This window comes from Oryzifoliimicrobium ureilyticum (assembly GCF_037199735.1).
GTDB lineage: Bacteria > Pseudomonadota > Alphaproteobacteria > Rhizobiales > Rhizobiaceae > Rhizobium > Rhizobium ureilyticus.
Window position 1 is genome coordinate 86,554 of the sequence record NZ_JBBBVQ010000001.1, and the last position, 13,105, is coordinate 99,658.

The following is a 13,105-nucleotide window of genomic DNA, read 5'->3' on the forward strand; positions in this document are numbered from 1 at the left end:
AAAGGCTCCTTCCGTTTCCGGCAGGGGCCTTTTTCTTGACCGTACGCCTGGTGCGGCGGCGGCGCTCTCTCCGTAAGTCTGACGCAAGATTACGTCCCTAGGGTCGCAATCAATAAAACGGAGAATGTCATGCAACCGATTCAACTTTTCGACTTGGCATCACGGCAGGCGGAATGGTTGACAATCCGTCAGCAGGTGGTGTCCGGAAACATCGCAAACGCGAATACTCCGAAGTATCACGCTAAGGACGTCACCCCGTTTGACGCCGTTCTTGACCATTCCGATTTCTCTATGGCGCGCACCAACCCGGCTCACCTGAGCGGTAACGACATCAGCCAGAAGAGCGACATTAATATACGCGACTCGGCCTTGGACCAGGAAATCGGCGTCCAGCAATCCGGCAATACCGTTTCGCTTGCCGACGAGCTTTCGAAGTCCGGCGAGATCAAGCGCCAATACGACCTCAATACATCGTTGGTTGGTTCGTTCAACCGAATGATTTTGATGGCTGTGAAGAGCTGAGGAGTAACTAAATGGATCCCTTGTCAGCTGCTATGAAAATTGCCGGTTCCGGTTTGGAGGCTCAGTCCACCAGACTGCGGATCGTTTCGGAAAACATCGCCAACGCCCGTTCGACAGGCGATACCCCCGGCGCCGATCCCTATCGTCGCAAGACGGTAACCTTTGGTGAGGAAGTCGATCGCGCCAGCGGCACGGCAATCGTCAATGTTCGCAAGATCGATACCGATCAGTCGAAGTTCACCACCGAATATGATCCGAGCAATCCAGCTGCGGACGCCAAGGGCGTCGTAAAAATGCCGAACGTGAACATGCTGGTCGAAATGGCCGATATGCGTGAGGCCAACCGTTCTTATGAAGCAAATCTTCAATCCATCAAGCAGTCGCGTGATCTGATTTCATCGACCATAGACCTGCTGAAAGGCTAATGATGATCGATACCGTTCAAAGTGTAAGCTCGCTTTCCATGACCCGCGGATTGGGCAGCGTCGAAAGCAAGCCCGCAGCATCCTCCGCCGACAGCGCCATCCAGGATGGCAGCTTCAGCGCCATGCTCGCCAATACGGCATCGGGCGCAGTCAACACGCTGAAAAGTGCCGAAAGCATGTCGATCGCCGGCATCCAGGGTAAAGCGACCACACGCGAGGTTGTCGACGCGGTGATGCAGGCGCAGCAGACACTTCAAACTGCCGTAGCCCTTCGAGACAAGGTGGTTTCCGCCTTCCTCGAAATCACAAAGATGCAGATGTAAGGTCAAAAGGACGCCATCATGAGAGCGCTAGCGATTGCAGCTACGGGTATGGATGCCCAGCAGACCAATCTTGAAGTCATCGCCAACAACATCGCCAACATCAATACGACTGGCTACAAGCGCGCTCGCGCCGAATTCAGCGATCTGATGTACCAGACAGAGCGGGCACAAGGCGTTTCAAATAGGGCGAACCAGGCGATCGTGCCTGAGGGCGCCAACATCGGCCTTGGCGTTCAAACGAAGGCCGTACGTAACCTCCATTTGCAAGGCGAACTGTCGCAGACGGGCAATGAGCTGGATGTGGCCATCGTTGGGCGCGGCTTCTTGCAGGTCCAGATGCCGGACAATACGACGCTCTACACACGCGCTGGTGCGCTCAACAAGAGCGAAACAGGTCAGCTGGTAACCGCTGACGGATATCCGGTAGTGCCGAGCATCATCGTGCCCGCCCAAGCCACCCAGTTTACCATCAGTCGTTCCGGCCAGGTCACGGCCATGCTGCCGGGTCAGACGACACCGACGACCCTTGGTCAGATCACGACGGCCGACTTTGTGAACGAAGCTGGTCTGAAACCCCTGGGCGACAATCTCTTCGCAGAGACTCCGGCTTCGGGCGCACCGGTTGTCGGCACCCCCGACGATCAGGGCTTCGGATATTTGAAGCAAAGCTATCTCGAAAGCTCCAACGTCGATCCGGTCAAGGAAATTACCGAGCTGATATCGGCTCAGCGTGCCTACGAAATGAATTCCAAAGTCATCACCACGGCTGACGAAATGGCCTCCATCGTCAGTAAGAACCTGAAGTAGTCGGAAAGGGCCGAACATGACGTTTTGCCAGGAAAAGATAACGGGTTTACGGCGTATCGCCGCTGCCACCCTGATCGCGACGAGCATGCTTGCGCCGTGGTCCTCAAGGGCCGGGGATATGGGCTACGCTGTGATCCCGACGGTTATCATCTATCCTGGCGATACGATTTCTCCGGCCGATCTCCAGGAAGTCGAAGTGACCAATCCCAATCTTGCGGGCGATTACGCAAAATCGATCGATCAAGTCAGAGGATTGATTTCCAAGAAGACGCTGCTTCCTGGCCGTACAATTTCCATGTCGGCATTGCGCGAGCCCTTCACGGTCACGCGCGGCGCCAATATCCGGCTGGTCTTCTCGATTGGCGCAATGACCATTTCCGCAGCGGGCACGCCTTTGGAGGATGGGTTCATCGGACAATTGATCCGCGTGCGCAACATGGATTCCGGCGTAATCGTCAGCGGCACGGTCTTGGCCGACGGCACCGTACATGTGGCGGCAAAATGACCATGCTTTCTCGTTTTCTGGCAATCGTCCTATCGCTGGTGCTTTCGCTGGCCAACGCGCTTCCGGCATTTGCCGTCAATTCACGCATCAAGGATATCGCCTCCTTGCAGGCCGGCCGCGACAACCAGCTGATCGGTTACGGCTTGATCGTCGGCTTGCAGGGCACAGGCGATGGTTTCCGCTCATCGCCATTCACCGAGCAGTCGATGCGCGCGATGTTGCAAAACCTCGGCATTTCGACGCAGGGCGGCCAGTCTTCGGCCAAGAATACAGCTGCCGTGATGGTCACGGCGAATCTGCCGCCGTTCGCGAGCCCGGGTAGCCGGATCGACGTCACTGTCAGCTCTCTCGGCGATGCCACATCACTACGCGGCGGAACGCTTGTGATGACATCACTGACAGGAGCCGATGGGCAGATCTATGCCGTTGCGCAGGGCTCTATCGTCGTTTCCGGTTTCACCGCTCAGGGGCAGGCCGCCACGGTGACGGAAGGCGTAACGACCGCCGGCCGGGTCCCGAACGGCGCCATCATCGAACGCGAACTTCCATCGCGCTTCAAAGATTCGGTCAATCTTGTCCTTCAGCTCCGCAACCCGGACTTCTCGACGGCCGTTCGCATCGCCGACGTTGTCAACGCTTACGGGTCAAGCCGCTTCGGTGCGCCGATTGCCGAAGCGAAGGATTCCCAGGAAGTCATCGTTTCCAAGCCGAAGACCGTCGATTTGACACGGCTGATGGCTGATGTCGAAAACCTGCTCGTCGATACGGACACGCCAGCGAAAGTCGTTGTCAACGAACGCACGGGCACAATCGTTATCGGCGCTGACGTAAAAATTTCTCCAGTCGCCGTTAGCTACGGCACCTTGACCGTCCAGGTCACCGAATCGCCTCAGGTCATTCAGCCCGAGCCCTTCTCTCGCGGGGTAACCGCGGTCCAGCCTCAGACGGACATCCAAGCCGCAAAAACCGGTGGCAAGGTCGCGATGTTGAGCGGCCCGGATCTTCGAACTCTCGTATCCGGCCTTAACAATATCGGCGTCAAGCCCGACGGCATCATTGCGATCCTGCAAGGCATCAAGTCAGCCGGCGCACTGCAAGCGGAGCTCGTGCTACAATGACAGGAAGCTCAAGCATGATGCGGTTGTCTTTCCAAACGCTGGTCCGGAAAGCTCTTTTGTCCGCAGGCGCTCTTGCGCTTGTGACCATTCCTGCAGCTTTTGCACAGGAGGCGCAGGTTGGACAGCCCGTCTCTCCTCAAGATGAAGTCAAGCAATTCTGCACAAACATTGCCGATCCAGCCCGTGATCAGCGCTATCTCTTGCAAAAGCAGGATCTGGAAAAGCTTCGTACCGATGTCGACAGCCGTATCGCAGAACTCGACAAGCGAAAGGCCGAATATCAGGACTGGCTTCAGCGCCGCAATGACTTCCTGAAAAAGGCGCAAGCCGACCTGACCGACATCTACAAGAAGATGAAGCCGGACATCGCCGCTCAGCAGCTTGCAGAAGTCAGGCCAGATGTTGCGGCTGCGGTCATCATGCAGCTCAACCCATCGCAGTCGAGCCTCATTCTCAATGAAATGGACGTGAAGAAAGCAGCAATGATCGCCAACATCATTGCCAGCGCATCCGATCCGAACACTTCGAAGGACCCTTCATGAAAAAGCCGATTATGGCTGTGATCGCAGCTCTTTCGATGCTGGCGGGTTGCCAATCGCCGCAGGCTGTCCGGGAAATTGGGCGCGCTCCGGCGATGAGCCCGATCGGAAGCGGCCTGGCATATGGACAGACGCCGCAGATGTCGCTCTATCCGAAAAAGCCGCATCAGGTTGCGCAAGGTTATTCCCTGTGGAGCGATTCTCAGGCAGCTCTCTTCAAGGACGCGCGTGCTTTGAACGTGGGTGATATCCTCACCGTCAACATCTCGATCAATGACAAGGCGTCTTTCGACAACGAGACCAACCGTAGCCGGAAGAACTCGAGCGGAATGAACTGGGATGTCGACGCGAATATTTTGGGTTGGAACCCGAAATCCAAGACCGATCTCACCTATGGTTCGGATACCTCGACGGACGGCAAGGGCAAAATCGAGCGCTCTGAAAAGCTGACCCTTCTTGTGGCTGCCGTCGTGACTGGCATTCTCGAAAACGGCAACCTCGTCATCAGCGGGTCGCAGGAAGTTCGCGTCAACCAGGAAATTCGCATCCTGAATGTTGCGGGTATCGTCCGGCCGCAGGATGTCAATGCCGACAACCAGATCTCTTATGAGAAGATTGCAGAAGCGCGTATTTCCTACGGTGGCCGCGGCCGTCTGATGGAAGTGCAGCAACCGCCGCGCGGCCAGCAGGCCGTCGACCTCTTCTCGCCGCTCTGAGGCGCTCAAATGGCAGAAGAAGAGGAAAAGAAGCCCAAGAAGTCCGGGATGGTCATGACCATCGTCGGTGTGGCCATTCTGACCGTGATAGGTGCCGGAGCTGGTTGGTTTCTTGGTGGGATGATGGCCCCGAAGGTCAAAACCGCTGAAGAAGCCGTCGCCAAAGCCGAGGAAAAGTCCTCAGAAGGCAAGAAAGAAGAGGGAAAAGGTGATCAGTCCGGTATCCCGCATATTTCGACGCAAGAAAGCAATGTGGTCCAACTCGAGCCCATTACTGCAAACCTTTCCTACCCTTCCGAAAACTGGGTTCGCCTTGAAGTCGCTCTCCTTTTTACAAGTCCGCCCGATGTTAAGCTGGCCGAAGACATCCACCAGGATATCATGGCTTACATCCGTACGGTCACACTTCAGCAAATTCAGGGCCCCCGCGGCTTTCAATATCTTAAGGATGACATCCAGGAACGTGTTGACCTGCGTGCGCAAGGACGCGTATCGAAAGTCATGTTCAGGACCTTTGTCGTCGAATGATTCGATTTCTAGTCGTCTTCATCGCCTTGATGGTGATGCCGGAGCTGGCGGTTGCCCAGCAATTGCCTCCCAATCTTTTGAATATTCCTGCGGACGGTTCGGTATCGGCCTGGATCATCAGGACCTTCGGGCTGCTGACGGTGCTCTCGGTGGCGCCGGGGATTTTGGTGATGGTCACCAGCTTTCCGCGCTTCATCATCGCGTTTTCGATCTTGCGGACGGGCATGGGATTGTCGTCCACGCCGTCGAACATGATTTTGCTGTCGCTCGCGCTTTTCATGACGTTCTACGTCATGTCGCCCACATTCGATCAGGCTTGGCAGAACGGGGTCCAGCCTTTGCTGGCCAACCAGATCAATGAGCAGGAAGCGGTTCAGCGCATTGGCGAGCCCTTCCGAACATTCATGACGGCAAATACGAGAGACAAGGATCTTGCTCTTTTCGTCGATCTAGCAAGGGAGAGGGGTCAGTCCACGCAGACCGGTGACCGGATCGATTATCGAGTTCTTATCCCCGCCTTCATGATTTCGGAAATCCGGCGCGGCTTCGAGATAGGCTTCCTCGTCGTGCTGCCGTTTCTCGTCATCGATATGATCGTGGCAACGATCACCATGGCAATGGGTATGATGATGTTGCCGCCGACCTCCATCTCCTTGCCGTTCAAAATTCTCTTTTTCGTGCTGATCGACGGATGGAACCTGTTGGTCGGAAGCCTGGTGCGTTCTTTCAACTAGTAGGCCGCTTTCTAGCATTCGTTGAGTTAAGACGCCCGCGCAACGGTCCCATTTAATTTTGTGACATTTCAGGTCACTGCCTCGCTTCACTGCCGCTGATTTGCTAGGCCTTTGCTGCACCGCCAACGCCGGGGGGCTCGGGGGTGACGAGGAGCCTATATATGGTTGAAGCTTGCACGCAGGGTATCGATACGGGTTTTGTAAGCCTCGGCTATGCCAAGGTCGCCTTTTTGGGAATTATTCAGGGCATAACCGAACTTCTGCCGATCTCATCCACGGCCCATATGCGTATTGTTCCGGCTCTGCTCGGCTGGACCGATCCCGGATCGGCCTTTTCCGCCGCCATGCAGATGGCAGCTCTGGCGGCCGTCGTCAGTTATTTTCGCCATGATGTGGTGGAACTGTCGGTCGGGACGACACGCGCCTTACTGCGCAGAAACTTTCGCTCTCATTATATGCACCTGACGCTTGGGATAATCCTCGGGACCATTCCGATCGTTGTCATGGGTGTACTACTGTCGAAATATCTTAATAGCTGCGGATCGCCGTTGCGCGGTCTTTGGGTGATTGGTGCGAGTTGTATCGTCATGGCGCTTCTCTTGGCGCTTGCGGAGATGACTGCGAGGCATAAACGCGACATTACGCAGGTGAAGATTTCCGATGCATTGATCGTCGGTCTGGCGCAGGTTGGCGCTCTCATTCCTGGTGTATCGAGATCCGGCTCGACACTGACGGCTGCGCTGTGGCTCGGCTTCCAGCGCGACGAAGCCGCGCGTTACTCCTTTCTTCTCGGGATACCAGCGATCATTGGCGCTGGCGGAAAAGAGATATGGGAGCTCCACAAAGCGCATATCGGCGCAGAAGCCTGGGGGGTCCTTGGCGTCGGTCTCGTTACAGCGTCTCTATCAGCCTTCGTTGCTATCTGGTCGCTGATGCGCATCATGGAGCGCTTTTCGGCATGGCCCTTCGTCATCTATCGCGCAGCGATGGGCATATTCCTCCTCTACGCGGCCTACACCAATCTTTTGACGTAAGGCGGTTTGACCGCCAAAAGCTGCAATGCCCGCGGCTTAAGAGCTGCGGGCATTGCGGACATTGAAGCTTATCACTGAAAACCGATCAGTCCGCTTGGTAAAATGGTTGCGTCCGTGCGGGCAGGGCCGGAACGTCGATGTGATCGGGTTCCAAGCCTTGCTTGGCTCGCTCCACCATCATCTCGTAAGCCTTTTCCAAATGCTCGCGGAAGCGATCGGCATCGAAAAGCGGCATAATGCCTGCATTTTGCTTCAGCCGTTCCTTATACTCCACCACGCGTTCGCGGTTATTGGCAAGCTCGACCGCCATGTCTTCATAGGCTTTGAGATCTGAAGCCACGAGTTCGGGAAGGCCGATGGCATTGAGCAAGCTTTCGCTGACGCGTGAGGCGAAATTTGTGCCTCGCACCGTCAGGACCGGCAATCCACCCCAGAGTTGCTCAGATGTTGTGGTGTGGCCGTTGACCGGGAAGGTATCGATGCCGAGATCGGCAGCCTGCTGTCGGTCGATATGTTTTTCATAGTCGACGCGCGTACACAGGATGATGCGGTTTCTCCCAATACCACGCCGCGTGAACTGGTTGATCAAGTTTTGCTCGACGCGCGGGTTGGACAACATGAGCCAAAGAACGCTGTTTGGCGCCCGTCTCAAGATATTTGCCCAAAGGTCGACGACCTCAGGGGTAATCTTGCGGTTACCGTTGAACGAAGCGAAGATGAAGGCCTCTTCCGGTAACCCAAGTTCCGCCCGCGTTACGGGTTTCGGTTTGGGCCGGTGCATCGGATCGTTCGGCTGATAGGAATCCGGCAGGCGCACAAACTTTTCGTGGAAGTGCGGCTTGGACGCATCCGGCAGCACGACATGATCGCCGATGATATAGTCAAGATCGATATTGACTGTCATGCCGGGGAAGCCAAGCCAGGATATCTGGATTGGGGCGACGCCTTGATTGAGAATATAGGCGCGCCCTCCTGCGGTATGGCCCTTCAGGTCGACGATGATATCGATGTTGCGGCTGCGGATCGCTTCCGCTGCTTCCTCATCGCTCATATCTCTGATGGTGCAGATTTCGCCCCAGCTCGACCGGTCGCTATCGCTTTCGGTCAGGCTGTCGATCTTTGTATGGCAGAAAAGGGTGATCTCGAACCGATCGCGATCATGGAGCTCGAGAATGCGCTGCAGGAGTTTCATGGTGGCATGGTTGGGCCAGAAGTCCGACGATACATAACCGACGCGGATTTTGCTTCCCCAATTGTGCGGCTTGCTAAGCCGTGCGGCGCCCATTGCCTTGAGGGGAAGGTTGTTGTTGCCCGCCAGCCGGTTCAGCCTTTCGTCCGCGCACCAATGCAGATGATAGAATGGATTGTCCTTCTCAAGGAAGGCGACATCACCATTGCGCAACATCGTTTCGACCGGCCGGAAGCTCTTTGCTGCCGCATCAAAATCGCAGATTTCGCGCATGAACACCAAATGGAGAAGCCGAAGCGCGATGATGTCGGGGAAGCGCTTGTGCAGATTTGCGATCAACATCTCGTTGGTCTGATCGAACACCTCGTCGCTGAGGATTTTGAGCGCCATCAGCGCGTGTTCGGCGTTGCTGCTCTCGGAGATGACTTTCCTGAACGGGCTGAGAAGATCGCGACGTCCGCGTTTCAGGTAAATTGAGGAAAGCACGAAAGCGAGATCCGCGTCCTTCATCGCCAAAGACATGACACGCAGGGCATGGACCAGGGCTTCGTCTTCATTGCCGGCCTGGAAGTACAAGATCGCGGCTTCCCGCGTGTAGGGCGAGTTTTCGTGGCTGTCCAACTGTCCTGCCAGCGAATAGGCTGTTGCCGCTTCGTTCTTGAAGCCCAGCTTCAAAAGATTCTTGGCCAAAAGAAGGTACGTCTTCACGTCCTTTTGGAGGTCAACGAGAGTGTTCAGCGACTCCAGCGATTTGAGGTACTGGCCTCGTTGATAATCCTTGGATGCGTTGGCGAATAGTTGAGTTGCGTTCAAGACTTGGCTCCGTTGCCGGATGATGAAAGCCCAAAAACCGGCGTTTTTGTTCCGGAATGAGGGCACGTCCCCCATAGGAGCACACAAACCTTGCTTGAAACCGGTGTTTTTGAAGATGCGTTGAACAGGTGTTAACCACATCCCGTGTATTGGGTTGGAATGCAGGCATCCGTTTAAGGACTTCGCAAGGATTGGCTGAGAAATTGACCCCACATGACGGGGTTGGTGGTAACAACCTAACGACACCGAATAGCATGAAGCTGATCCGTCATCGCCGGTATTAAGTCCGGTAATGTCCTCCTTTTTTGTATCTTGTTTTCAGGGGACAGATCCATGACGAGCATTAACACGAACAACGCAGCTATGGCTGCTCTGCAGACACTGCGTTCGGTAAACAACAATTTGAAGAGCACCCAGGAAGCTGTGTCTTCCGGTCTTCGTGTTGGCAAGGCTTCCGACAACGCTGCCTACTGGTCGATCGCAACGACCATGAAGTCCGACAACAAGGCTCTTTCTGCTGTCTCCGACGCCCTCGGCGTTGGCGCTGCCAAGCTCGACACGGCTTATACCGCTGTTGACAGCTCGATCGACATCGTCGGCGAAATCAAGTCCAAGCTGGTTGCCGCTTCTGAAAAGGGCGTCGACAAGGGTAAGCTTCAGGACGAAATTTCCCAGCTTCAGCAGCAGCTTTACAGCGTTGCCCAGTCGGCTTCGTTCAACGGCGAAAACTGGGTCAACAACGGTGGCGGCACCGTAAGCGTCGTATCGTCCTTCGTTCGCGGAACCAATGGCACGGTCAGCATCAAGACGACCGATTACAAACTGTCTGCAACGAACACCCTCTTCAACGGCACGACCTCCGGCGGCATCCTTGGTGCGACCGGTTCGAAGTCGAGCCAGTCGATCTTTGCCTTCACGATCAGCTCGACCACGACGCAGGGTCAGATCGACAACCTGATGAGCGACGTTGAAACGGCTCTGTCGAGCATGACGACTTTGGGCTCGCAGCTCGGCTCGCTCCAGAAGCGCGTCGATATCCAGACGAACTTCGTTTCGTCGCTGAGCGACTCCATCGACTCCGGTATCGGCCGTCTCGTCGACGCCAACATGGAAGAAGAATCCAGCAAGCTCACCGCTCTGCAGACGCAGCAGCAGCTGGCTATCCAGTCTCTCTCGATTGCCAACTCTTCGTCGCAGTCGATCCTGTCGCTCTTCCGCGGCTGATTGCTTCAAAATATCCAGATCTGGAGCCAAAAATTTGTGGCCGGGCATCGCCCGGCCACAAATGTTTTAAATTAGGTTAATTGCAGCTGTTAAATACTAGATATTTTTAAGCTTTTTTATTTACCAGTTCAACTTTCTTTAACCATCTTGCTGTTTCCTAGGGACCATAGAAGCGGTGAGTTGGTCCCTACCTGAAAGAACGGGATCGGCAGGCATGAAGCTGACCATCGTTCCCGGCTTTGACCCGGAATGTCCCTTCGTATCTTTTCTGCCAAAAGGGGCAAATATCCATGACGAGCATTCTGACGAACAACGCAGCTATGGCTGCTCTGCAGACACTGCGTTCGGTGAACAGCAATTTGAAGAGCACCCAGGAAGCTGTGTCTTCCGGTCTTCGTGTTGGCAAGGCTGCCGACAACGCTGCTTACTGGTCTATCGCAACGACCATGAAGTCCGACAACAAGGCTCTTTCTGCCGTCTCCGACGCTCTCGGCGTTGGCGCTGCCAAGCTCGACACCGCTTACACAGCCGTTGACAGCGCAATCGACGTCGTCGGCGAAATCAAGGCTAAGCTGGTTGCCGCTTCTGAAAAGGGCGTCGACAAGGGTAAGCTTCAGGACGAAATTTCCCAGCTTCAGCAGCAGCTTTACAGCGTTGCACAGTCGGCTTCGTTCAACGGCGAAAACTGGGTCAACAACGGTGGCGGCACCGTCAGCGTCGTATCGTCCTTCGTTCGCTCGACCGATGGTTCGGTCAGCATCAAGACGACCGACTACAACCTGACCTCGTCCAACACTCTCTTCAACGGCACGACCTCCGGCGGCATCCTTGGTGCGACCGGTGCACAGTCTGGCAAGTCGATCTTCGCCTTCACCATCGGTTCGACCACGACGCAGGGCGACATCGACAATCTGATGAGCGACGTCGAAACTGCAATCAAGAACATGACGACCCTCGGTTCGCAGCTCGGCTCGCTGCAGAAGCGCGTCGACATTCAGACGAGCTTCGTTTCCAAGTTGAGCGACTCGATCGACTCCGGCGTTGGCCGTCTGATCGACGCCAACATGGAAGAAGAATCCAGCAAGCTCACCGCTCTGCAGACGCAGCAGCAGCTCGCTGTTCAGTCTCTGTCGATTGCCAACTCTTCGTCGCAGTCGATCCTGTCGCTCTTCCGCGGCTGATCGCAGGCGTTACGAGAAAAACACCGAAAAATGGGCCGCTTCTCGGCGGCCCCTCAAAAGCCGCACCTTTACCGGGGTGCGGCTTTTTTTATGTCTATTAACACTTCATTAACCAAACTGCTGTTTTCTGCCGGCGACGAAACGGTGCGTTAACCTTCCTTGATTTGCGGTTAACAGGCATGACGCTGCTCGCCGTTGCCGGTTACTTCCGGAATGTCCCTGCAAAATTCGTTTGCCAAGAGGGGCGACCAAACAATGACAAGCATCCTGACAAATGTTGCTGCAATGGCAGCGCTGCAGACCCTGCGTGGGATCAATTCCAGCTTACAGCAAACTCAGGCTAGCGTATCGTCCGGTTATCGTGTTGGCGCGGCAAAAGATAACGCTGCCTATTGGTCGATCGCCACCACAATGCGCTCGGACAACAAGGCGCTTTCGGCCGTATCGGACGCACTTGGGCTTGGTGCAGCCAAGATCGATACTGCCTATGCCGCCATGGACAGTGCAATTGACGTTGTTAGTGAAATCAAGGCCAAGATCGTCGCGGCGACGGAAAAAGGCGTTGATAAGAATAAAATCCAGGACGAACTGACGCAGCTTCAGTCTCAGCTTCTCAGCGTCGCGCAATCGGCGTCCTTCTCAGGCGAGAATTGGGTCGCCGGCAACACAACCAAAAGCGTCGTCTCGTCCTTCGTGCGTGACGCAAACGGGCAGGTATCGGTTAAGACGACGGAATATGTCCTCGACGATAGCTCGACTGGCAACGTCCTGTTCGGCACCACCTCATCCGGCGCGATCGATCTCACGAAGGGTGTCATCGGCAGTTCTTATGGCACGATCGGTTCGATCTTCAGCATGAACATCACCTCCTTCAATACCGATGCTATCAACACGGCTCTGTCGTCTGTTGAAGCTGGTCTGAAGGCCTTGACGAAGGCCGCCTCCCAGCTCGGCTCGATTTCGACGCGTATCGATCTGCAGGAGAAGTTTGTTTCCTCATTGAGCGACTCGATCGACTCGGGTGTAGGCCGCTTGGTGGACGCCAATATGGAAGAAGAATCAAGCAAGTTGACAGCTCTGCAAACCCAGCAGCAGCTCGCGACACAGTCGCTGTCGATCGCCAATAGCAGCGCTCAGAACGTCCTTACGCTGTTTAGAGGCGGTTAAGCGTTTGGTCTGGAGCTCGCTCGGACAGCTTTCTCCGAGCACATTCTGTAAATGGTATAAACCACGATGCAGTTTGGAAACGCCAGGCGCGCTCGTTGAAAGATTACGGTGGATGCTCGGCGCGCTGACGATGCGGCTTTGGCAGTGCCGAGGCAATATGCGCCGGCCGATTGTGGAAAGACCTTCGATGTTCCGACAGCCTTGAAGGCGGGTATTCCCGTCGTGGACACTTATCCTAGCGAGTTGATCTTGCTGCTGAAATCTGGGTTGCGCGAGGCTT

Annotated in this window: 15 protein-coding genes; 14 read left to right on the top strand and 1 reads right to left on the bottom strand. The window is 55.5% G+C overall.

Annotated features, from left to right (window positions below; translation table 11 throughout):
• Nucleotides 1-129 precede the first annotated feature (129 nt).
• The 11 genes from flgB (at nucleotide 130) to uppP (ending at nucleotide 7,251) form a co-directional block, all read left to right on the top strand.
• Entirely contained in the window at nucleotides 130-522 is a 393-nt protein-coding gene (gene flgB / locus VQ830_RS00445) for a flagellar basal body rod protein FlgB (protein WP_337266088.1), read from the top strand.
• 11 nt (nucleotides 523-533) lie between these two features.
• Nucleotides 534-947: a flagellar basal body rod protein FlgC gene (gene flgC / locus VQ830_RS00450; RefSeq protein ID WP_337266089.1), complete on the top strand. Its 414-nt coding sequence runs from the start codon at nucleotides 534-536 to the stop codon at nucleotides 945-947.
• A 2-nt stretch (nucleotides 948-949) separates the two neighbouring features.
• The gene (fliE, locus tag VQ830_RS00455) at nucleotides 950-1,270 is read left to right on the top strand and encodes a flagellar hook-basal body complex protein FliE (RefSeq protein WP_337266600.1); all 321 of its coding nucleotides are present in this window, start codon (nucleotides 950-952) and stop codon (nucleotides 1,268-1,270) included.
• Nucleotides 1,271-1,288: 18 nt separating this feature from the next.
• Nucleotides 1,289-2,077, top strand: a complete 789-nt coding sequence (flgG, locus tag VQ830_RS00460; RefSeq protein ID WP_337266090.1) for a flagellar basal-body rod protein FlgG — start codon at nucleotides 1,289-1,291, stop codon at nucleotides 2,075-2,077.
• A 16-nt stretch (nucleotides 2,078-2,093) separates the two neighbouring features.
• On the top strand, nucleotides 2,094-2,582 hold the full coding sequence (gene flgA / locus VQ830_RS00465; RefSeq protein WP_337266091.1) for a flagellar basal body P-ring formation chaperone FlgA: 489 nt from the start codon (nucleotides 2,094-2,096) through the stop codon (nucleotides 2,580-2,582).
• Nucleotides 2,579-3,700: a flagellar basal body P-ring protein FlgI gene (locus tag VQ830_RS00470; RefSeq protein ID WP_337266092.1), complete on the top strand. Its 1,122-nt coding sequence runs from the start codon at nucleotides 2,579-2,581 to the stop codon at nucleotides 3,698-3,700. Before flgA ends, VQ830_RS00470 begins: the two co-directional genes overlap by 4 nt.
• Before the next feature lie 14 nt (nucleotides 3,701-3,714).
• Nucleotides 3,715-4,242, top strand: coding sequence for a MotE family protein (locus VQ830_RS00475; RefSeq protein ID WP_337266093.1), 528 nt, complete (start codon nucleotides 3,715-3,717; stop codon nucleotides 4,240-4,242).
• The gene (gene flgH / locus VQ830_RS00480) at nucleotides 4,239-4,955 is read left to right on the top strand and encodes a flagellar basal body L-ring protein FlgH (protein ID WP_337266094.1); all 717 of its coding nucleotides are present in this window, start codon (nucleotides 4,239-4,241) and stop codon (nucleotides 4,953-4,955) included. Before VQ830_RS00475 ends, flgH begins: the two co-directional genes overlap by 4 nt.
• Nucleotides 4,956-4,964: 9 nt before the next feature.
• Nucleotides 4,965-5,483, top strand: coding sequence for a flagellar basal body-associated FliL family protein (locus tag VQ830_RS00485; protein ID WP_337266095.1), 519 nt, complete (start codon nucleotides 4,965-4,967; stop codon nucleotides 5,481-5,483).
• The gene (gene fliP / locus VQ830_RS00490; protein ID WP_337266096.1) at nucleotides 5,480-6,217 is read left to right on the top strand and encodes a flagellar type III secretion system pore protein FliP; all 738 of its coding nucleotides are present in this window, start codon (nucleotides 5,480-5,482) and stop codon (nucleotides 6,215-6,217) included. Before VQ830_RS00485 ends, fliP begins: the two co-directional genes overlap by 4 nt.
• 161 nt (nucleotides 6,218-6,378) lie before the next feature.
• On the top strand, nucleotides 6,379-7,251 hold the full coding sequence (uppP, locus tag VQ830_RS00495) for an undecaprenyl-diphosphatase UppP (RefSeq protein ID WP_337266097.1): 873 nt from the start codon (nucleotides 6,379-6,381) through the stop codon (nucleotides 7,249-7,251).
• A gap of 85 nt (nucleotides 7,252-7,336) precedes the next feature.
• Here the strand turns inward: uppP and VQ830_RS00500 are convergent, their stop codons facing one another.
• The gene (locus VQ830_RS00500; protein WP_337266098.1) at nucleotides 7,337-9,253 is read right to left on the bottom strand and encodes an O-linked N-acetylglucosamine transferase, SPINDLY family protein; all 1,917 of its coding nucleotides are present in this window, start codon (nucleotides 9,251-9,253) and stop codon (nucleotides 7,337-7,339) included.
• A 333-nt stretch (nucleotides 9,254-9,586) separates the two neighbouring features.
• Between VQ830_RS00500 and VQ830_RS00505 the strand changes: the two genes are divergently transcribed.
• The 3 genes from VQ830_RS00505 (at nucleotide 9,587) to VQ830_RS00515 (ending at nucleotide 12,825) form a co-directional block, all read left to right on the top strand.
• Nucleotides 9,587-10,477 carry a flagellin N-terminal helical domain-containing protein gene (locus tag VQ830_RS00505; protein ID WP_337266099.1) on the top strand — a complete coding sequence of 297 codons (891 nt, stop codon included), beginning with the start codon at nucleotides 9,587-9,589 and terminating at the stop codon, nucleotides 10,475-10,477.
• A 290-nt stretch (nucleotides 10,478-10,767) separates the two neighbouring features.
• On the top strand, nucleotides 10,768-11,658 hold the full coding sequence (locus VQ830_RS00510) for a flagellin N-terminal helical domain-containing protein (RefSeq protein WP_337266100.1): 891 nt from the start codon (nucleotides 10,768-10,770) through the stop codon (nucleotides 11,656-11,658).
• Between the two features lie 255 nt (nucleotides 11,659-11,913).
• Entirely contained in the window at nucleotides 11,914-12,825 is a 912-nt protein-coding gene (locus tag VQ830_RS00515) for a flagellin N-terminal helical domain-containing protein (protein WP_337266101.1), read from the top strand.
• Nucleotides 12,826-13,105: the final 280 nt, after the last annotated feature.